General features: G+C 71.5%; 20 protein-coding genes. 9 read left to right on the top strand and 11 right to left on the bottom strand.

Going from position 1 to position 18,589, the window contains the following annotated elements:
* Positions 1-178: 178 nt before the first annotated feature.
* Positions 179-577 (top strand): VOC family protein, encoded by a 399-nt coding sequence (locus tag AB0I22_RS02710; RefSeq protein WP_363128783.1) that lies wholly within the window; start codon positions 179-181, stop codon positions 575-577.
* Here the strand turns inward: AB0I22_RS02710 and AB0I22_RS02715 are convergent.
* The 3 genes from AB0I22_RS02715 to AB0I22_RS02725 form a co-directional block, all read right to left on the bottom strand.
* Positions 511-1,377, bottom strand: a complete 867-nt coding sequence (locus AB0I22_RS02715) for a helix-turn-helix transcriptional regulator (protein WP_363128784.1) — start codon at positions 1,375-1,377, stop codon at positions 511-513. The two genes, AB0I22_RS02710 and AB0I22_RS02715, sit on opposite strands and share 67 nt — an antisense overlap.
* Positions 1,374-1,595, bottom strand: a complete 222-nt coding sequence (locus AB0I22_RS02720; RefSeq protein ID WP_363128785.1) for a hypothetical protein — start codon at positions 1,593-1,595, stop codon at positions 1,374-1,376. Before AB0I22_RS02720 ends, AB0I22_RS02715 begins: the two co-directional genes overlap by 4 nt.
* Positions 1,596-1,689: 94 nt before the next feature.
* Positions 1,690-2,601, bottom strand: a complete 912-nt coding sequence (locus AB0I22_RS02725; RefSeq protein WP_363128786.1) for a glutaminase — start codon at positions 2,599-2,601, stop codon at positions 1,690-1,692.
* Positions 2,602-2,776: 175 nt separating this feature from the next.
* On the opposite strand from AB0I22_RS02725, the gene AB0I22_RS02730 reads away from it, so the two are divergent.
* Positions 2,777-3,370: an N-acetylmuramoyl-L-alanine amidase gene (locus AB0I22_RS02730; RefSeq protein WP_363128787.1), complete on the top strand. Its 594-nt coding sequence runs from the start codon at positions 2,777-2,779 to the stop codon at positions 3,368-3,370.
* A gap of 81 nt (positions 3,371-3,451) precedes the next feature.
* Here AB0I22_RS02730 and AB0I22_RS02735 read toward each other — a convergent pair whose 3' ends face one another.
* Positions 3,452-4,246, bottom strand: coding sequence for a helix-turn-helix transcriptional regulator (locus AB0I22_RS02735; protein ID WP_363128788.1), 795 nt, complete (start codon positions 4,244-4,246; stop codon positions 3,452-3,454).
* Positions 4,247-4,436: 190 nt separating this feature from the next.
* Here AB0I22_RS02735 and AB0I22_RS02740 point away from each other — a divergent pair, with 190 nt between their 5' ends.
* Positions 4,437-5,363 (top strand): pyridoxal-phosphate dependent enzyme, encoded by a 927-nt coding sequence (locus AB0I22_RS02740; RefSeq protein ID WP_363128789.1) that lies wholly within the window; start codon positions 4,437-4,439, stop codon positions 5,361-5,363.
* 167 nt (positions 5,364-5,530) lie between these two features.
* Here AB0I22_RS02740 and AB0I22_RS02745 read toward each other — a convergent pair whose 3' ends face one another.
* Positions 5,531-7,132, bottom strand: coding sequence for a Na+/H+ antiporter (locus tag AB0I22_RS02745; RefSeq protein WP_363128790.1), 1,602 nt, complete (start codon positions 7,130-7,132; stop codon positions 5,531-5,533).
* A gap of 98 nt (positions 7,133-7,230) precedes the next feature.
* Between AB0I22_RS02745 and AB0I22_RS02750 the strand changes: the two genes are divergently transcribed.
* The 4 genes from AB0I22_RS02750 to AB0I22_RS02765 all read left to right on the top strand — a co-directional run bounded on the left by AB0I22_RS02750 (position 7,231) and on the right by AB0I22_RS02765 (position 9,660).
* The gene (locus AB0I22_RS02750; protein ID WP_363128791.1) at positions 7,231-7,491 is read left to right on the top strand and encodes a UBP-type zinc finger domain-containing protein; all 261 of its coding nucleotides are present in this window, start codon (positions 7,231-7,233) and stop codon (positions 7,489-7,491) included.
* A gap of 76 nt (positions 7,492-7,567) precedes the next feature.
* Positions 7,568-8,113, top strand: coding sequence for a GNAT family N-acetyltransferase (locus AB0I22_RS02755; RefSeq protein WP_363128792.1), 546 nt, complete (start codon positions 7,568-7,570; stop codon positions 8,111-8,113).
* 199 nt (positions 8,114-8,312) lie between these two features.
* Positions 8,313-8,726, top strand: a complete 414-nt coding sequence (locus AB0I22_RS02760) for an anti-sigma regulatory factor (RefSeq protein WP_116213824.1) — start codon at positions 8,313-8,315, stop codon at positions 8,724-8,726.
* 16 nt (positions 8,727-8,742) lie between these two features.
* On the top strand, positions 8,743-9,660 hold the full coding sequence (locus AB0I22_RS02765) for an RNA polymerase sigma factor SigF (protein WP_363128793.1): 918 nt from the start codon (positions 8,743-8,745) through the stop codon (positions 9,658-9,660).
* A gap of 164 nt (positions 9,661-9,824) precedes the next feature.
* Here AB0I22_RS02765 and AB0I22_RS02770 read toward each other — a convergent pair whose 3' ends face one another.
* Entirely contained in the window at positions 9,825-10,265 is a 441-nt protein-coding gene (locus AB0I22_RS02770; protein WP_363128794.1) for a hypothetical protein, read from the bottom strand.
* 197 nt (positions 10,266-10,462) lie between these two features.
* Between AB0I22_RS02770 and AB0I22_RS02775 the strand changes: the two genes are divergently transcribed.
* Both AB0I22_RS02775 and AB0I22_RS02780 read left to right on the top strand, forming a co-directional pair.
* Complete coding sequence (locus AB0I22_RS02775) at positions 10,463-11,431, top strand: diacylglycerol kinase family protein (protein WP_363128795.1); 969 nt, start codon at positions 10,463-10,465, stop codon at positions 11,429-11,431.
* Positions 11,432-11,753: 322 nt separating this feature from the next.
* On the top strand, positions 11,754-12,011 hold the full coding sequence (locus tag AB0I22_RS02780) for a WhiB family transcriptional regulator (protein WP_004937597.1): 258 nt from the start codon (positions 11,754-11,756) through the stop codon (positions 12,009-12,011).
* Between the two features lie 130 nt (positions 12,012-12,141).
* On the opposite strand, the gene AB0I22_RS02785 is transcribed toward AB0I22_RS02780, so the two are convergent.
* The 5 genes from AB0I22_RS02785 to AB0I22_RS02805 form a co-directional block, all read right to left on the bottom strand.
* Positions 12,142-13,611, bottom strand: coding sequence for a PAS domain-containing sensor histidine kinase (locus AB0I22_RS02785; protein WP_363129090.1), 1,470 nt, complete (start codon positions 13,609-13,611; stop codon positions 12,142-12,144).
* Between the two features lie 456 nt (positions 13,612-14,067).
* Positions 14,068-15,138: an SIS domain-containing protein gene (locus tag AB0I22_RS02790; protein WP_363128796.1), complete on the bottom strand. Its 1,071-nt coding sequence runs from the start codon at positions 15,136-15,138 to the stop codon at positions 14,068-14,070.
* 44 nt (positions 15,139-15,182) lie between these two features.
* A complete protein-coding gene (locus AB0I22_RS02795; protein WP_363128797.1) occupies positions 15,183-16,718 on the bottom strand; it encodes a glycoside hydrolase family 3 N-terminal domain-containing protein in 1,536 nt (511 codons plus the stop codon).
* Positions 16,719-16,727: 9 nt separating this feature from the next.
* On the bottom strand, positions 16,728-17,558 hold the full coding sequence (locus tag AB0I22_RS02800; RefSeq protein WP_363128798.1) for a carbohydrate ABC transporter permease: 831 nt from the start codon (positions 17,556-17,558) through the stop codon (positions 16,728-16,730).
* Positions 17,555-18,547 carry a sugar ABC transporter permease gene (locus tag AB0I22_RS02805; RefSeq protein ID WP_363128799.1) on the bottom strand — a complete coding sequence of 331 codons (993 nt, stop codon included), beginning with the start codon at positions 18,545-18,547 and terminating at the stop codon, positions 17,555-17,557. Before AB0I22_RS02805 ends, AB0I22_RS02800 begins: the two co-directional genes overlap by 4 nt.
* Positions 18,548-18,589: the final 42 nt, after the last annotated feature.

Genomic DNA, 18,589 nt, shown 5'->3' on the forward strand with positions numbered 1-18,589 from the left:
GCGCGGGGCCGGGCCGGGCCGGCTTCCGTCCGGCGCATGGCGCGGTCGGCTACCGCCCGGCGCCGCAGGGCACGGCGCCCGACGCTCTCCCGCCCGGCACGGGGCCCGGTCGGCTTCATCCGGCGCGGCGTCCGATTCCTTCAAGACCCGGCGCCGGCCCGGTGCCTAACGTGCCGGCATGACACCTCGATTCGACCTCGTCTCCCTCGTCACCCCCGACCTCCCCGCCTCCCTCGCCTTCTACCGCAGGCTCGGCCTGGACATCCCCGCCGACGCCGACGGACAGCCGCACGTCGAGGCGGCGCTGCCGGGCGGGCTGCGGATGGCGTGGGACGCGCTGGAGACCATCCGTTCCTTCCAGCCCGGATTCGACCTGCCGCAGGGGCCCGGCCGGGTCTCGCTCGCCTTCGCCTGCGACGGCCCGGCGGAGGTCGACAAGGTCTACGCCGAGCTGGTGGGCGCGGGCCACGAGGGGGACAAGGCCCCCTGGGACGCTCCCTGGGGCATGCGCTACGCCATCGTCCTCGACCCCGACGGCAACTCGGTGGACCTCTTCGCCCCGCTGCCCGCCGGCTGATCCCCCGCCGCCGGGGCGCCGAGCAGCACGCTCAGCGGGACCCCGGCCAGGGCCTTCACGTCGCGTGCGAGGTGGGCCTGGTCGGCGTAGCCGGTCTCGGCGGCGACCTCGGCGTACGGGCGTCCGGCCCGTGCCGAGTCCAGCGCCCGGTTCATGCGCAACACCCTGGCCAGCGTCTTCGGCCCGTACCCGAAGGCGGCCAGGCACCGCCGGTGCAGCTGCCGCTCCCCCAGCCCGACCTCGGCGGCCAGCGCCGCCACGGACAGCCCGGCGCGCATCGCCTCGACGGTCCGGGCGATCACGGGATCGTACGGGCGGGGGCCGGAGCCAGGACGGTACGGGCCGGGGCCGTACGGGCCGGGGCCGGCCTGCCGCGTACGGGCGGGCACGCGGCGCTCCGGCGCGAGACGCTCCGCCGCGAGGCGTTCCAGCGCGAGGCGTTCCAGCGCGCGCCCCGGCAGCGGCGCGTCCGCGAGCCGCTCGGTGAGCCGTCGCACCTCGGGGCCGGGCCACAGCGCCGCGAGCGGTACGCGCCGGTCGCGCAGTTCGTGCGCGGGGACGCCGAGCAGCGGCGGGCCCGTACCGGGTGCGAAGCGCAGCCCGGAGCAGCGGTCGCCGGGCTGCTGGGAGGGCAGGTGGGCGCGGGTGTCCGGCCCGGCGACGACCAGCCGGCCGCCCATCCAGAGCAGGTCCACGCAGCCGTCGGGCAGCACCCGGCCGGGCTCCTCCGTGGCGGTGCGCGTCCACACCACGGCGCCGTCCACGACGGCGGAGGGGTGTTCGCGATAGTGATCGCTCATGGGACTTCGCGCAGGAAGAGCGCCCCGCAGGAGTGGCACATCTTCACTTCGCCGGTGCCCCAGGCGTCGGCCGAGCGGGTGGCGGCCACCGGGGAGAGTTCGCGCCCGCACATGGCGGTGGCGGCGTGCCGGCGCACCACGTGCCAGAGCCTGACCTCGGCGTCCGGCTGCCCGGCCGAGGCCCCGTCCTCGTACTCCGCGCGCAGCTCGTGGTCCATGGCGGTCGCACCTCCTCGTGTCTCCCACGATGCTCTCGCGGCGAAAGGCACACCACCACCTGCGGACCGGTCAGGGCACTGGTCGGGGCGCCGGTCAGAACACCGACCAGCCCGTGAGCGTCGTGAAGTGGTCGAGGGCCGCGACGCCGGCCACGGAGTTGCCGCGGGAGTCCAGCGCGGGGCTCCAGACGCAGAGCGTGCAGCGGCCGGGGATGACGGCGACGATGCCGCCGCCGACGCCGCTCTTGCCGGGCAGGCCGACGCGGTAGGCGAAGTCGCCGGCCGCGTCGTACGTGCCGCAGGTCAGCATGACCGCGTTGACCTGCTTGGCCTCCCGGCGGGGCAGCAGCCGGGTGCCGTCGGCGCGCAGCCCGTGCCGGGCGAGGAAGCCGCCGGCGAGCGCGAGGTCGCGGCAGTTCATCTCGATGGAGCACTGCCGGAAGTAGTGGTCCAGGACGGTGGGGACGTCGTTTTCGAGGTTGCCGTAGCTGGCCATGAAGTGGGCGAGTGCGGCGTTGCGGTCGCCGTTCTCGCCCTCGGAGGCGGCGACCTCCAGGTCGAAGCCGACGTCGCGGTTGCCGCTCTCGGCGCGCATCAGCTCCAGCGTGGCGGCCCCGGCGTCGCCGGTCAGGGTCTGGAGGCGGTCGGTGACGACGAGGGCGCCGGCGTTGATGAAGGGGTTGCGGGGGATGCCGTTCTCATATTCGAGTTGCACCAGCGAGTTGAAGGGATTTCCGGACGGTTCCGTGCCGACCCGTTCCCAGATCATGTCGCCGCCCTCGGCGAGCACCAGGGCGAGGCTGAACGCCTTCGAGATGGACTGCACGGAGAACGGGGTCTTCCAGTCCCCCACGCCGTACACACCCCCGTCGACGTCGGCGACCGCTATCCCGAAGGCGTTCGCGTCCACGCAGGCGAGCGCCGGAATGTACCGGGCGACCTGGCCGCGTCCGACCAGCGGCCGGACGAACGCGGCGACCTCTTCGAGTACGGCCTCGTAATCCACTGGCCCGAGCTTCCTGTCCCTACGGCGTCGACGTACTGATCCGGACGCGGCCGGATCGGCTCGCACGATATCCGAACGCCTGGCCCACCTGCGAACTTTCCGGTACAAGCAGGTCATACGGGCAGACGCGACCGGCGTCCGCCCTACCGGAAAGCCCTACCGGAAAGGAGGCGGCATGGCCCCACCCATGTCCGCGAGCAAGTTCATCGACGCCCTGAAGGACGAGGGCCTCACCGTCGTCGAGGTCGGCGACTGGCGCAATCACAACCGCGCCGGGCACGGCGACTGGGGCCCGGTCAACGGCGTGGTCATCCACCACACCGCGACCAAGGGCACCCAGCGCACCGTCGATCTCTGCCGCAAAGGCCACTCGGAGCTGCCGGGGCCGCTGTGCCACGGCGTCATCGCCAAGGACGGCACCGTCCATCTCGTCGGCTACGGGCGCGCCAACCACGCCGGGCGCGGCGACGACGACGTGCTGCGCGCGGTGATCGCCGAGAAGAGGCGGCTGCCGCGCGTGAACGAGGCCAACACCGACGGCAACGTCCATTTCTACGGCTTCGAGTGCGAGAACCTCGGCGACGGCGAAGACCCCTGGCCCGAGGCCCAGCTCACCGCGATCACCAAAGCCGCTGCCGCCATCTGCCGCCACCACGGCTGGACCGAACGTTCCGTCATCGGCCACCTGGAGTGGCAGCCGGGGAAGATAGACCCCAAGGGCTTCACGATGGACTCCCTGCGCGACCGCGTCCAGGAACGCCTCAAATAGCGCCCGGAGCGGCGAGCGGGGCGTGAGGAGCCGCGCCGGACCACGGTGCGGCGGCCGGGAGAGGCCGCCGCACCGTGCCGCTCACGCGAGTTCCGGCGGCACGCTGTACCGCTCCATGACCGCCTTGGAGGTGGAGGCCTCCAGGAAGCGCAGTTCCCAGGGCCCTGTGTTGATGTCGAAGTCCTTGCCGAAGCCGACCCATTTGCCGGCCATGCGGCGGCCGGTCGGCTCCACCAGCATTTGCAGCGCCCCGTGGTAGGCGGCGCCCTGGTAGTAGCCGTCACCGGCCGTCTGCTCGGTCCATGTGCCCGTGACCACGCTCTGCTCCACCGTGAGATCCAGCGAGAGCGGGGAATCCGGGTTCGACGAGGCTCCGCGCAGCGACCGCCCCGTCAGCCGCTTGCCGTGCTGGAGGAGCACCACGTAGTGCTTGCCTTCGAACAGGACGTCCCGGCCGGACGAGTAGAACTCGTACCGCGACAGCCACACGCCTCCGTAGGCGAGCCCGGCCGCCCGCGAACCCGGCTGGGGGCCCACCGCCGCTGCGGGGACGCCCTCGGAGCCCTCGGCGCCCGGCGCCATGTCGTACCCGCCTCTGCCGTCGCCGCGCACCCTGGCCATCGGCGCCTGGAGCCCGAACCCGAGCACTTCGACCGGCACCCCGGTGACCCGCTCCAGAGCACGGACGTACACCGGCCTCGGCGTCCTGCTGGCCCCGGCCTCCCAGCGCTGTACGAGCCTCTTGCTGGCCTCGTTCGGCTCCCCCAGCTCGGCGCCCGCCCGGCGGAGCGCCTTCGCCAGGTCGTCCTGGCTCAGCCGCAGGCCGATCCGCACGGCGCGTAAGGCGTCATTCGGCACGTGCACGGCGGTAGTCATGACCTGCACGCTAGCCCTGCCCCGCCGCCGATGACACCGACTCGACGCCTTCGCGCCGCCGCACCGGCGAAGGCGCGACCAGGGACGCCGCCTGATGAGCGTGAGGACGCGCCGCGACAGCCGCCGCACACCTGGGGCCCTGCCCGGGGCCGCCACGCGGCCGTACGCCCTCAGCGGTCAGAATGGGCAGGTGAACCCGCCTCTGGACATCGAGACCGCCCTCCGGCCGCGGCTGCCGTCGCCGCTGCGGGAGGTACGGGACGAGCGGTTCGCGCGGCGGGGGCTGCGGCTGCTGCTCAAGCGGGACGACCTCATCCACCCCGACCTGCCCGGCAACAAGTGGCGCAAGCTGGCGCCCAATCTGCGCGCGGCCTCCGAAGCCGGCCTGCGCACCCTGCTGACCTTCGGCGGCGCCTACTCCAACCACCTGCGCGCCACCGCCGCCGCCGGCCGCCTGCTGGGCTTCGCCACCATCGGCGTCGTACGCGGCGAGGAACTGGCCGACCGCCCGCTGAACGCCTCCCTGACCCAGTGCGCCGCCGACGGCATGCGGCTGCTGTTCGTCAGCCGCGGTACGTACCGCCGCAAAGCCGAACCCGAGGTGCTCGCCGAACTCCTGCGCGCCGCCGCCCCCGGCGAGGAGTGCTTCGTCATCCCCGAAGGCGGCAGCAACGCCGCCGCCGCGCACGGCTGCCTCTCGCTCGGAGAGGAGCTGCGCGGCGCCGCCGACGTCGTCGCGGTCGCCTGCGGCACGGGCGGCACCCTCGCCGGCCTGGCCGCCGGACTGGCGGGCGCGGGATCGGCCATCGGCTTCCCCGTGCTCCGCGGCGGCTTCCTCGCCGACGACGTCGAAAGCCTCCAGCGCGCGGCGTTCGGCGCGCGCCACGGCGACTGGCACCTCGACGAACGCTTCCACTGCGGCGGCTACGCCAAGCGCTCCGCGGGCCTCGACGCCTTCACCGACGACTTCACCGCCCGCCACGGCCTCCCCCTGGACCGCGTATACGTGGCCAAGGCCCTGTACGGCCTGACGACGCTGGCCGAGGAAGGCGCCTTCCCCCACGGCACCACCGTCGCGGCCGTCATCACGGGCCACCCCACTCCGCCCAACACCTGACCCAAGCCCCCATCAAGCCCGTCCGGCGATTGAGGACAAGCCCCACCCATCCAGCCCGTCCGGCGATTGAGGACCGGGGTCCGGGGCGGAGCCCCGTGAACGGCACCGGGGCGCAGCCCCCGCAATCGGCACTCCCAGGGCGGAGCCCCCTTGGCGAAGCCCCCTTGTCACTCCGCGGCCTCCTCGCGGTAAGCGGCGGCCTCCTCCAGGTCCAGCCGCCTGAGCAGCGTGCGCAGCATCTCGTCATCGATGCGGCGCGCGTCCCGCAGTTCCACGAAGACCCGGCGCTCGGCGCCGATCATCTCCCTGGCCAGCCGCCGGTACGTCTCGTCGGCCGATTCCCCCGTGGTCTCGTTCACCGTCCCGAGCCGCTCCCACACGGCGTTGCGGCGGCGGTCCATGACCGTACGGAGGCGGTCGGCCAGCGGCTGCGGGAGCGCGTTGCGGTCGTCGGCGAGGAGTTCGGTGAGCCTGCGCTCGGCGGCGGTGGAGGCTTCGTTCTGGGCCTGGGCCTCGGCCAGGGTCTCGGCCTGGACGTCGCGGCCCGGCAGCTTCAGGCGGCGGATCAGGGCGGGGAGGGTGAGGCCCTGTACGACCAGGGTGGCGATCACGGTGGTGAACGTCAGGAACAGCACCAGGTTGCGCGCCGGGAAGTCGGTGTCCTCGTGCGTGGTCAGCGGGATGGAGAAGGCGATGGCGAGGGAGACCACGCCGCGCATGCCGGCCCAGCCGACGATGACCGGCGCCGTCCAGTTGGTGTCGGGTTCGCGTTCGCGTACGCGGGCGGACAGGGCCCGCGGCAGGAACGTGGCGGGGAAGACCCAGACGAAGCGGGCCGCCACGACGGCGACGAAGACGGCCGCCGCGTACCAGATGGCCTCCGCGACGCCGTATTCGCCGAGGCCGGCCAGGACGACTCGAAGCTGGAGTCCGATGAGCGCGAAGACGGAGGACTCCAGGACGAAGGCGACCATCTTCCAGACCGCCGCCTCCTGGAGCCTGGTCGCGAAGTCGACCTGCCAGGAGCGGTGTCCCAGGTAGAGGCCGACGGTCACGACGGCGAGCACCCCGGACGCCTCGAAGCGCTCGGCGGCCGCGTACGCGGCGAAGGGGATCAGCAGCGAGAGCGTGTTCTGGAGGAGGGGTTCCCGCAGCCGTGTGCGCAGCCAGTGCAGCGGCCCCATCAGGATGAGGCCGACGCCGATGCCGCCGACCGCCGCGAGCCCGAACTCCTTGACGCCCTCGCCCCAGGTCGCCCCTTCCCCGATCGCCGCGGCGAGCGCCACCTTGTAGGCGGTGATCGCGGTCGCGTCGTTCACGAGGGACTCGCCCTGGAGGATCGTGGTGATCCGCGAGGGCAGTTTCAGGCGGCGGGCGATGGCGGTGGCGGCGACCGCGTCCGGCGGGGCGATCACCGCGCCCAGCACGAGGGCGACGGTGAGCGGCAGGTCCGGCACCACCAGGTAGGCGACGTAGCCGACGGCGAGGGCCGCGAAGAGCACATAGCCGACCGAGAGCAGCGCGACCGGCCGCAGGTTGGCCCGCAGGTCCAGGTACGAGCTGTCGAGCGCGGCGGTGTGCAGGAGCGGCGGCAGCAGGAGCGGCAGCACGATGTCCGGGTCGAGGGTGTAGTCCGGCGCCCCCGGTACGTACGAGGCGGCGAGCCCGACGGCGACCAGCAGCAGCGGCGCGGGGACGGGCCATCGGCGGGCCACGCCCGCGACGGCCGCGCTGACCGCGACGAGCATCAGCAGTGGCATGACGTCCATCGGTTATGCCCTCATCCTCATCATGTGCTGTTCCCGGCTCCCTCTCGTCCCGTCCGCGGCGGCTCCGCCGGTCGCCTACCCGATCTAACCTGGTCATCATGAGCGAGTGCCCCCACCTTCCCGAGCTGCCGCGCCCCGAGCCGGCTCCGCTGAGCGCCACCTGCACGGAGTGCCTGGCGGCGGGCAGCCATCCCGTGCAGCTGCGGCTGTGCCTGGTGTGCGGGCATGTCGGCTGCTGTGACTCTTCCCCCTTCCGGCATGCCACGGGGCACTTCGAGGAGACCGGGCATCCGGTGATGCGCAGCTTCGAGCCGGGTCAGAGCTGGCGCTGGTGCTTCACGGACCAGCGGGTCGTCTGAGGCCGCCGCCCGCCCCTGCGGCCCCCTCCCCGGCGGTGCCGACCGCGTTGTCGGACCGTCCGGTTAGCATGCAGTCATGATCCGAGCCGCCGCCCCCGCCGACGTACCCGTCATTCACGCGATGATCCGCGAACTCGCGGCGTACGAACGGGCCCTGGAGGACGCGAGGGCGAGTGAGGAGCAGCTGTGCGAAGCGCTCTTCGGGGAGCACCCCGCCGTCTTCGCTCTGGTTGCGGAGAGCGACGAAAACGGCGCCGCCGCGGACGGCGGTCCGGTCCAACCGGTCGGCTTCGCGCTGTGGTTCCGTAACTATTCGACGTGGACGGGCACGCACGGTATCCACCTGGAGGATCTCTATGTGCGGCCTGAATCGCGCGGTGGAGGTCACGGAAAGGCGCTTCTCGCCGCTCTCGCGCGTATCTGCGTCGAGCGTGGGTATCAGCGTTTCGAGTGGTCAGTGCTGGATTGGAACAAACCGTCGATCGACTTCTACCGGGCCATCGGCGCCGAGCCGATGGACGGGTGGACCGTACAGCGGTTGTCCGGGGAGCCGCTCCACGCTCTCGCGGCGATAGCGGAGAGTGACGGAAACGCCAACAGGACGACTTCTCTTTCGATTTGAGGCCGCAGACCCCTAGCCACTGTCCGTACTCATGGGTTTACCATGAGTGACAGTCGTGGGGCTGCGGCACCACGACCCGGATCGCGATAGCGTCGCGGGCGAACCGTGTGCCGCGCCGGCCCTCCCAGCCTTCGTCACGAGGACTGCGGGACCGGCGCTCGTAACAGCTCAACAAGCTTGTGCCACCTTGGAGGTGAGGGTGTCCCAGATCGCAGGCGAGCCCGGGACTCAGGACTTCGTGGAAGTCCGGCTGCCCGCTGCGGGTGCCTACCTGTCGGTACTGCGAACGGCGACAGCCGGCCTCGCAGCCCGTTTGGATTTCACTCTCGACGAGATCGAGGATCTGCGCATCGCCGTCGACGAGGCGTGCGCGATCCTGCTGCAACAAGCCGTTCCCGGCAGTGTTCTCAGTTGCGTCTTCCGCCTGGTCGGGGACGCTCTTCGGGTGACCGTCTCGGCGCCCACCACGGACGGCCGCGCTCCTGAGCGCGACACCTTCGCCTGGACGGTGCTCTCCGCGCTGGCCGGTGAGGTCGACTCGACGGTCGCGGACGACCGTACGGTCAGCATCAGCCTGCACAAGAAGCGTGGCGCAGGTCCCGGACAGCCGTGACAGAAGAGGGGGCTCCGTGAGTACTGCATCATCGCGGGGAGTGCGTACCCCGGGCATCCCGCAACAGCCTGCCCGGCCGCACCCGGCGGACGTGGAGCCGGAGCAGCCCGGCGACCGACCAGAGCGGGCGGACCACATGGATCAGCACCAGCATCAGACGTGGCACCAGCACCACGACCCCCGTGATCGCAGTGGTGCGCGAGCGCTCTTCTTCGAACTGCGGGAGCTTCCGGTGGGCTCGCCCGAGCGGGCCGAGCTGCGCAATCACCTGGTGCGGCTGCATCTGCCGCTGGTGGAGCACCTGGCGCGGCGGTTCCGCAATCGGGGAGAGCCGCTGGACGACCTGACCCAGGTCGCCACGATCGGTCTGATCAAGTCCGTGGACCGGTTCGACCCGGATCGCGGCGTGGAGTTCTCCACGTACGCGACGCCCACGGTCGTCGGCGAGATCAAGCGGCACTTCCGGGACAAGGGCTGGGCGGTGCGGGTGCCGCGCCGGCTCCAGGAGCTGCGGCTGGCCCTGACCACGGCGACGGCCGAGCTGTCCCAGCAGCACGGCCGCGCGCCCACGGTGCACGAGCTGGCCGAGCGGCTGAGCATCTCCGAGGAGGAGGTGCTGGAGGGGCTGGAGTCGGCCAATGCCTACAGCACCCTCTCCCTGGACGTGCCGGACACCGACGACGAGTCGCCGGCCGTCGCGGACACCCTGGGGGCGGAGGACGAGGCGCTGGAGGGCGTCGAGTACCGCGAGTCCCTCAAGCCGCTGCTGGAGGATCTTCCGCCGCGCGAGAAGAAGATCCTGCTGCTCCGCTTCTTCGGCAATATGACGCAGTCGCAGATCGCGCAGGAGGTCGGCATCTCGCAGATGCACGTCTCGCGGCTGCTGGCCCGGACGCTCGCGCAGCTCCGCGACAAGCTGCTCGTGGAGGAATGACGCGCGCCTGGCGGCGAGCAGGCCCGGCCGGGGCGCTTCTACGGCTCCGGGTCGGCTGCCCGGTCACCGGTCGGCTTGGCGCGACCTGTCTCACGAGCCGCTGAGCGGCCCGGCGGGTCATCCGTTCCGGCTTCGATACGGCCTCAGGAGTAGCCGGAAACGCCTCACGCGTCGCGGGGGCCGATGCCCAGTGCCTCGGTGGCCGTCGGGTTGACCAACAGGGCCAGTACGACCACGGCGACGGCGGCGAGCGCCGCTCCGACGGCGATCAGCGCGCCGCCGTTGCTGATGAGCGTCCAGGCGACGGGCAGCGACAGCAGCTGCGTGATCATCGCGGGGCCGCGGCTCCAGCGCCGCCGCAGCAGCAGCCCGCGGGCGGCGGTCAGCGGCAGCGCGGCCAGTACGAGCACGGTCAGCCCGCCCGTCTCCGCCTGCATCCGGTTGTCGGGGTCGCCCACCAGCCCCATGACCAGCATGTAGACGCCGAGGCCGACGAGGGCCACGCCTTCGACGGCGGCGAGCGCCGCCGCCGCGGTCAGCCGGGCCGGTCGCGGGCCGGCCGGTGCGGGGGCTGGGGCGGCGTTGGGGCTCTGCTTGGCACTCACCCCTGCAGGGTAGCCCGACCGGCCCGTGAGCGGCCCGCCAGGCGGTTGACCGGGCCGGGTCCGTACGGGGCCGGGGCGTGGGTTCGTACGAGGCCGGGGCCCCGGTCCGTACGGGACGGCGGCGGACGAGCCGGGAGGCAGGGTGGGAGATGGGCCAGGAGCGGGACACATACCCACAGGTAGGTAGTCTGGCGCCCATGCGCGCGCTTCTCGTGGTCAATCCGTCGGCAACCACCACCAGTGCCCGCACCCGCGATGTCCTGGTGCACGCGCTCGCCAGCGACCTGAAGCTGGAGGTCGCGACCACCGAGTACCGGGGGCACGCCCGCGACCTCGCGCGCCGGGCCGCCGAGGACGGCAACACCGAGCTGGTCGTGGCGCTCGGCGGCGACGGCACGGTGAACGAGGTCGTCAACGGCCTGCTGAGCGGCGGCCCCGATCCGGCGGACCGGCCGCGGCTCGCCGTGGTGCCCGGCGGTTCGACCAATGTCTTCGCCCGCGCGCTGGGACTGCCCAATGACGTCGTCGAGGCGACCGGCGCGCTGCTGAACGCGCTGCGCGAGGGCAGCGAGCGCACGGTGGGCCTCGGGCTGGCGTCGGGAACTCCGGGCACGGATGACGAGGGCGTTCCGGAACGCTGGTTCACTTTCTGTGCGGGTCTGGGATTCGACGCCGGAGTGATCGGGCGGGTGGAACAGCAGCGTGAGCGCGGCAAGCGTTCGACCCATGCCCTGTACGCACGACAGGTGATGCGGCAATTCATGGGCGAGGCGAACCGCCGGCGCGGCACGATCACTCTCGAACGGCCGGGCGAGGATCCGGTCGAGGATCTCGTCGTGTCGATAATCTGCAACACCTCGCCATGGACCTATTTCGGCAACAGGCCGGTTTACGCGACCCCCGAGGCGTCCTTCGACACCGCTCTTGACCTGCTCGCATTCACCAGGCTGTCCACTCCGTCGGCGACTCGGCACGTGGCTCAGCTGATGACGTCAACGCCGGAGCGCGGCCCGCGCGGCAAGCATGTGGTGGGGATGCACGACTTGACGGCCTTCACCTTGCATTCCCAGGTGCCACTGCCCTTCCAGATGGACGGCGACCACCTGGGACTGCGAACGAGCGTGACGTTCACAGGCGTACGCCGGGCACTGCGTGTGATTGTGTGAGTGGTAGGGGCTAAAGTCCTTCCACTCGAACGTTTAGGCTGGGTTCCACCCCCTGGAAGTACGGCTGTGACCTAGCCGACACCGAGGAATCCAAAAAAACTTTCCGGAAGGGGTTGTATCCGCCGCCGAGGTTTGCGACTCTCTTCATGGCGATCGGGACGGCCGCTCATCACCGGCCCCCATGAGAGCCCGAACCCCCTCCTCTTTTCTAGGACCACACGCGTTCTTTCGACGTGGCGTCGGCCCTTCATTCGCGGGGGGATTCGTGAAAGCGTTCACATTCACAAGCGACGTAACCGCAATACGAGGAGAGGTAGCAGCCATGGACTGGCGTCACAACGCCGTTTGTCGTGAGGAAGACCCGGAGCTGTTCTTCCCCATCGGCAACACCGGTCCTGCGCTGCTGCAGATCGAGGAAGCCAAGGCCGTCTGCCGCCGCTGCCCCGTCATGGAGCAGTGCCTGCAGTGGGCGCTTGAGTCCGGCCAGGACTCCGGCGTCTGGGGTGGCCTCAGCGAGGACGAGCGCCGCGCAATGAAGCGCCGCGCCGCCCGCAACCGGGCGCGTAACGCTACCGCCTGACGACGCCCCTCGGCCCCCGAGCCGCAGCGCGCAGTACCCCCGATGCGCACAGCAACGTGAGTTGTGGAGCCCCGGACCGTATCCACGGTCCGGGGCTCAGTGCTGTGCGGTGCGGCGCCTTCGGCGATTCTCAGTGCTTCTCGCCGCGCACCGGGATGTCGAGGATGACGCGCGTGCCCCGCTCCGGCGCGGGCACCATGTCGAACTTCCCGTTCAACTCGCCTTCCACCAGCGTTCGTACGATCTGGAGACCGAGGTTCCCGGCGCGCTGCGCGTCGAAGCCCGGCGGCAGTCCGCACCCGTCGTCCTGCACGGTGACCCGCAGCCGCGACTCCTCGCGCGCGGCGGCGCGCACCGCCAGCACCTCGACCGTGCCCTGCTCCCCCGGCCCGAAGCCGTGCTCCAGCGCGTTCTGCAGGACCTCGGTGAGCACCATGGACAGCGGGGTGGCGACCTCGGCGTCGAGGACGCCGAACCGGCCGGTGCGCCGGCCGGTGACCTTGCCCGGGGCGATCTCGGCGACCATGGCCAGGACGCGGTCGGCGATCTCGTCGAACTCGACCCGCTCGTCCAGATTCTGGGAGAGCGTCTCGTGCACGATCGCGATCGAGCCGACCCGGCGGACCGCCTCCTCCAGCGCCTCCCGCCCCTCCCCCGAGCCGATCCGGCGGGCCTGGAGGCGCAGCAGCGCGGCGACGGTCTGGAGGTTGTTCTTCACCCGGTGGTGGATCTCCCGGATGGTCGCGTCCTTGGTGATCAATTCGCGTTCGCGACGGCGCAGTTCGGTGACGTCGCGCAGCAGTACGAGCGAACCGATGTGGTTGCCCTTCGGCTTGAGCGGGATGGCGCGCAGTTGGATGACGCCGTCGTCGCCCTCGACCTCGAACTCGCGCGGCGCCCAGCCGCTGGCGAGCTTGGCGAGACCCTCGTCGACGGGGCCGCGGGCGGGCGCCAACTCGGCGGTGGCCTCGCCCAGATGGTGGCCCACGAGGTCGGCGGCGAGGCCGAGGCGGTGGTAGGCGGAGAGCGCGTTGGGGCTGGCGTACTGCACGATGCCGTCGGCGTCGAGGCGGATCAGGCCGTCGCCGGCGCGCGGCGAGGCGTCCATGTCGACCTGCTGGCCGGGGAAGGGGAAGGCGCCGGCGGCGATCATCTGGGCGAGGTCCGAGGCGCTCTGGAGGTAGGTCAGCTCCAGCCGGCTCGGGGTCCGTACGGTCAGCAGGTTCGTGTTGCGGGCGATGACCCCCAGCACCCTGCCCTCGCGCCGGACCGGGATGGACTCGACGCGTACGGGCACCTCCTCGCGCCATTCCGGGTCGCCCTCGCGGACGATCCGGCCCTCGTCGAGCGCGGCGTCCAGCATGGGCCTGCGGCCGCGCGGCACCAGGTGGCCGACCATGTCGTCCTGGTACGAGGTGGGCCCGGTGTTGGGCCGCATCTGGGCCACGGAGACGTACCGCGTGCCGTCGAGGGTGGGGACCCACAGGACGAGATCGGCGAAGGAGAGGTCGGAGAGCAGCTGCCACTCCGAGACCAGCAGATGCAGCCACTCCAGGTCGGAGTCGCTGAGGGCGGTGTGCTGGCGGACCAGGTCGTTCATGGAAGGCACGGCTGTGAGCGTACCCGCGTTCCCCCGAAAGCCCGTTTCGGGCGGTAAGGGGGCGTGGGCGGCGGCCGGTCGGAGGGGCCGCCGGACCGGGGGTTCCGCCCCGTCCGGGGCCTCATTACTTCGTCCCGCGCATAGACAGCGGCGAATGGTCTAGTCCACAATGGTCGGGTAAAGCCTCCGCTCTCCCCGCACAGGAGGGCGGATCGAGGACCGTGGCGCTCTCTGCCCTGACCGCGTCCCGGACCTCAGTCGGCCTCACCGGCCGCGGGGCCCGCACACCTCGCACCGCCGGTCGGCCGATGTCTGCTCCGGGCTGCGGTGCCGGTCGGGTTGAGGGTCCCGTCCTGGCGCCGCGGCCCGAAGTGTTTTCCGCCCCCCAAGCCTCCGCACGACAACACAGGGCCCCTCACCCGGCGCGGGTGAGGGGCCCTGTCGTCCGTACGGGCCTCAGCGGGTCTCGGTGACCTTCGCCAGCGCGCGCGGGGCGTCCGGGTCCTGGCCGCGGGCGATGGTGACCTCGTAGGCCAGGAGCTGCAGCGGAAGGATCTCCAGGATCGGCTGGAGCTCCTCGGGCACGCCGTCCGTGGGCAGGGCGAAGCCCGCGGACGCCTTGGCGACCTCGGCCTCGGCGCCGATGACGACGAGGTCCGCGCCACGGCCGCGGAGCCGCTCCAGGACCGGCTGGAGCGCCTCGCCGCCCTTGCCGTCCGTGACGATGGCGATGACCGGCGAGATGGCGTCGATCATGGCGAGCGGGCCGTGCAGCAGGTCCGCGCCGGAGTAGGAGAGCGCCGGGATGTAGCTGGTCTCCATCAGCTTCAGCGCGGCCTCCTTCGCGGTCGGGTAGCCGTAGCCGCGCGAGGTCAGCACCATGCGCTCCGCGAAGCGGTAGCGGCCGGCGAGCTGCTTGACCTCCGCGCCGCGCGCGAGGATCTGCTCGGCCAGCTCGGGCAGGGCCTTGGCGGCCGAGCCGTCGCCGCCGCGCAGCCCCTCGACGAAGAGGTAGAGGGCCAGCAGCTCGGCGGTGTACGTCTTGGTGGCCGGGAGCGCCTTCTCCGGGCCGGCCAGCACGTCGATGTGGAACTCGGAGACCGCGGCCAGCGCCGAATCGGCGTTGTTGGTGACCGCCAGGGTGATCGCGCCGGCCTCGCGGGCCGCCTTGGTGGAGGCCACCAGGTCCGGCGAGCCGCCGGACTGACTGACCGTGATGACCAGCACGTCGGTGAGGTCCGGCTGGGCGCCGTACGCCGTCGTGGTGGACATCGAGGTGAGGCCGCACGGGATGCCGAGCCGCACTTCCAGCAGGTACTTGGCGTACAGCGCCGCGTTGTCGGAGGTGCCGCGCGCGGTGAGGAGCACGAACCGCGGCTTCTTCGCGGCGACGGCCTCCGCGATCTCCCGGATCTTCGGCGCGCCCTCGTCGAGGATGCGGCGCAGCACGGCGGGCTGCTCGACGATTTCGCCGGACATGATCCGGCCCGGCTGCTCGCTGTGCCGGCCGGGAGTCGTGGCGGACATGCTGGGTGCCTCCAAATGGCTGTGTAGCGTACGAACCACGGGGCTCAGCGCCCGGCGCCCTTGCCGGTGATGACCTCCGCGGCGGCCCGTCCGCAGACGCGGGCGGCCCCGTGAGTCGCGATGTGCGGCGCTCCGGCCGGCGGCGCCTGGGGCACGCCCATCTCGACGACGGCCGTGTCCGGCCGGGCGGCGAGCAGGGCTTCCAGTGCGTCGGCCATCCAGGGGTGCCGGTGGACGTCGCGTACCACTGCGACGATCCTACGTTCCGCGGCCGCTTCGAGCACATTTGCGATCATTGCGGGCGTCCCCTGTGCGGCGGCGAGTTCGCCGTCGTACGTGCCCGTCGCGGTGCCCGGGAGGAGCTTCGCGAGCTCCGGGCCGGGCCCCCAGGGCGTCTCGTCGCCGACGGCGATGTTGGCGACGGGGGTGAAGGCGGCGACGTAGGCGGGCTCGGTCAGCGGTTCGTACGAGCCGGTCACCCGCAGTGCGCGGCGGGCGGCCGTGAGTCCGACCTCGGGGGCGGGCGCGGTCCCCTCCTGCGCCGCCGCGCCCGCCTCCGAGGTCCAGCGCGCCAGGGCGCGCACCCGGGCCGCGGCGTCGGCGAGCCGCTCCTCGGAGAGCTCGCCCGCGCGGACGGCGGCCACGAGCGCGTCGCGCAGCCGCAGCACGGTGTCCGCGTCGGCCGTGTTGCCGCCGACGCAGATGGCGTCGGCGCCCGCGGCGACGGCGAGCACGCTGCCGTGCTCGATGCCGTAGGTGCCGGCGATGGCGTGCATCTCCATGCCGTCGGTGACGATCAGCCCGTCGAAGCCGAGGCCGCCCTCGCTCTCGGGGGCGCGCAGCAGGCCGTGCAGCGTGGTCGGGCTGAGGGTGGCGGGCAGGCTCGGGTCGAGCGCGGGCAGCAGGATGTGGGCGCTCATCACGGACTTGGTGCCGGCCGCGATGGCGGCCCGGAAGGGCGTCAGCTCGCGGGCGTAGAGGGTGCCGAGGTCGGCGCCGATGCGCGGCATGTCGTGGTGCGAGTCGACGGCGGTGTCGCCGTGGCCGGGGAAGTGCTTGGTGCAGGCGGCGACGCCGGCGGACTGCATGCCGTCGACGTAGGCCGCGGTGTGCCGGGCGACGAGGTGCGGGTCGGCGCCGAAGGACCGTACGCCGATGACCGGGTTGCCCGGGTTGGAGTTGACGTCGGCGGAGGGCGCCCAGTTGAGGTTGACCCCGCACTCGGCGAGCCGTCGGCCCAGCTCGCGGGCCACGGCCCGGGTGAGCTGCGGGTCGTCGACGGCGCCGAGCGCGAAGTTGCCGGGGAAGGAGGAGCCGGTACGGACCTCCAGCCGGGTGACGTCCCCGCCCTCCTCGTCGATGGCCACGAGGATGTCGGGGCGCTCGGCGCGGAGCTGCGCGGTGAGGGCGGCGAGCTGCTCGGGCGTGGCGACGTTGCGGCCGAACAGGGCGACGGAGGCGAGTCCCTCGCCGATTCTGCGCAGCAGCCACTCGGGGGCCTCGGTGCCGGTGAAGCCGGGTTGCAGAACGGTGAGCGCGTCTCGGGTCAGGGTGTCGGTGTCGCGTGCGAGCGTCGTCATGGGCGAGCGTTATCCCTTCACTGCGCCGGAGGTGAGTCCGCCGACTGCCTTGCGCTGAAGGATCAGGAAGACGAGGAGGATGGGGAGGGCGAACAGCGAGGAGGCGGCCATGGTGGCGCCCCAGTCGTCGCCGAAGGTGGTGCGGAATCCGGTGAGCCAGACCGGGAGGGTCTGCGCGGAGGGGTCCTTGCTCAGGATGAGCACGAGCGGGAACTCGTTCCAGGCGGTGATGAAGCCGAAGAGCGAGGTGGACATCAGACCGGGGGCCAGCAGCGGGAAGACCACCTTCACGAACGCCTGCCTGCGGGTGCAGCCGTCGACCATCGCGGACTCCTCCAGCTCCTTGGGCACGGCGGCGATGAAGCCGCGCAGCGTCAGGATGGTGAAGGGCAGCACCATGATCGTGTAGAAGGCGGTGAGCGGCACCAGGCTGTTGAGCAGGTCCGCGTCGCGCACGATCAGGTAGACGGCGATGACCATGACCTCCCAGGGGGCCATCTGCGCCATCATCATGATCAGGATGGTGCTCTTGCGTCCCTTGAAGCGCATCCGGGCGATCGCGAAGGACGCGGAGACGCCGATCACCAGCGAGAAGACGACCGCGAGCACGGTGACCGTGAACGAGTTGCCGACCAGCGTCCAGAAGCCGTCCGCGTTGATGGCCTTGGTGAAGTGGGCGAAGGTCGGGTTGGTCGGGAACCAGACCGGGACCTCGCTGATGACGTCGTTGTTCTGCTTGAAGGCAGTGGCGAACATCCAGTAGACGGGGAACACGAGCCCGATGAAGAGAACGACCGCGGTCGCTCCCGGCCAGACCCGGCCCAGAAGTGAGCGCCTCACAGGTCGTCCTCCTCTTGCCTCAAGACGATGCGGAAGTAGTACGCCATCAGCGCCAGCAGGATGAGGATGGTGAGGATGGAGATCGCCGCACCCACCCCGAAGTGCTGGCTGCCCATGCCCTCCACGAACGCGTGGACGGGCAGGGTCTCGGTGAGGTGGTCGGGGCCGCCCTGGTTGATGGCGTAGACCTGCGCGAACGCCTTGAAGACCCAGATGACCTCAAGGAAGGTCGTGGCCAGGAAGAAGGGCCGCAGCATCGGGAACGTCACCGAGGTGAAGCTCTTCCAGGCGCCCGCGCCGTCCAGCGAGGCGGCCTCGTAGAGCTCCTTGGAGATGGTGGTCGTCGCCGCGTAGAGGTTGAAGGCGACGAAGGGGACCGACTGCCAGACGATCAGCACGATGATGACGAAGAACGTCGAGAACTGGTCGCCGATCCAGTTGTAATGCGCCATCGAGTGCCAGCCGAACTGGTCCAGGACGTAGTTGACGACGCCGTAGCGCTCGTCGAAGAGCCACTGGAAGACGGTGGTCGCGGCGATGACGGGCATCGCCCAGGCGAGCGCGAGGCCGAGCATCAGCAGCAGGCGCATCTTCTTGCCGAGCCGGGCGAGCAGCAGCCCCACCAGGGCACCGATCACCATGATCAGGACCACGTTGACGACGGTGAACAGGACCGTCCGGAGCGTGACGCTCCAGAAGTCGGAACCGCCCAGCTGGCCGGCGTAGTTGTCGAACCCGGTCCACTCCGTGACGTGCTGGATCAGCTGCCGCGGATTGAGGTTCTGAAACGAGATGACGCCGTTGTTGACCAGCGGCCAGCCGAGCAGCAGCACCGTGACGAGCGCCGCCGGCAGGATCAGGAGGTACGGCGTCGCGCCGCCTCTCGCGCCCTGGCCGGCGCCGCGGGGGCGCTTGCCCGGTGGCGGCCCGGCGCTCCCGGCCCCAGGGGCGACGAGGTCCGTCGGGACCTCTTTCGACTCGATGGACATGGGGTTCTTCTTCCTGCGCCGAGCGCGCCGTGCGTGGTCGTA

Origin of the sequence: Streptomyces sp. NPDC050610 (assembly GCF_040654875.1) — a bacterium.
GTDB lineage: Bacteria > Actinomycetota > Actinomycetes > Streptomycetales > Streptomycetaceae > Streptomyces.

Excerpts from the sequence above, each read along its gene's own strand:
- AB0I22_RS02715 (WP_363128784.1), bottom strand. The coding sequence starts at position 1,377 with ATGAGCGATCACTATCGCGAACACCCCTCCGCCGTCGTGGACGGCGCC.
- AB0I22_RS02730 (WP_363128787.1), top strand. The coding sequence starts at position 2,777 with ATGGCCCCACCCATGTCCGCGAGCAAGTTCATCGACGCCCTGAAGGAC.
- AB0I22_RS02745 (WP_363128790.1), bottom strand. The coding sequence starts at position 7,132 with ATGGACGTCATGCCACTGCTGATGCTCGTCGCGGTCAGCGCGGCCGTC.
- AB0I22_RS02750 (WP_363128791.1), top strand. The coding sequence starts at position 7,231 with ATGAGCGAGTGCCCCCACCTTCCCGAGCTGCCGCGCCCCGAGCCGGCT.
- AB0I22_RS02775 (WP_363128795.1), top strand. The coding sequence starts at position 10,463 with ATGCGCGCGCTTCTCGTGGTCAATCCGTCGGCAACCACCACCAGTGCC.
- AB0I22_RS02710 (WP_363128783.1), top strand. The coding sequence starts at position 179 with ATGACACCTCGATTCGACCTCGTCTCCCTCGTCACCCCCGACCTCCCC.
- AB0I22_RS02795 (WP_363128797.1), bottom strand. The coding sequence starts at position 16,718 with ATGACGACGCTCGCACGCGACACCGACACCCTGACCCGAGACGCGCTC.
- AB0I22_RS02780 (WP_004937597.1), top strand. The coding sequence starts at position 11,754 with ATGGACTGGCGTCACAACGCCGTTTGTCGTGAGGAAGACCCGGAGCTG.
- AB0I22_RS02735 (WP_363128788.1), bottom strand. The coding sequence starts at position 4,246 with ATGACTACCGCCGTGCACGTGCCGAATGACGCCTTACGCGCCGTGCGG.
- AB0I22_RS02785 (WP_363129090.1), bottom strand. The coding sequence starts at position 13,611 with ATGAACGACCTGGTCCGCCAGCACACCGCCCTCAGCGACTCCGACCTG.
- AB0I22_RS02720 (WP_363128785.1), bottom strand. The coding sequence starts at position 1,595 with ATGGACCACGAGCTGCGCGCGGAGTACGAGGACGGGGCCTCGGCCGGG.
- AB0I22_RS02755 (WP_363128792.1), top strand. The coding sequence starts at position 7,568 with ATGATCCGAGCCGCCGCCCCCGCCGACGTACCCGTCATTCACGCGATG.
- AB0I22_RS02790 (WP_363128796.1), bottom strand. The coding sequence starts at position 15,138 with ATGTCCGCCACGACTCCCGGCCGGCACAGCGAGCAGCCGGGCCGGATC.
- AB0I22_RS02805 (WP_363128799.1), bottom strand. The coding sequence starts at position 18,547 with ATGTCCATCGAGTCGAAAGAGGTCCCGACGGACCTCGTCGCCCCTGGG.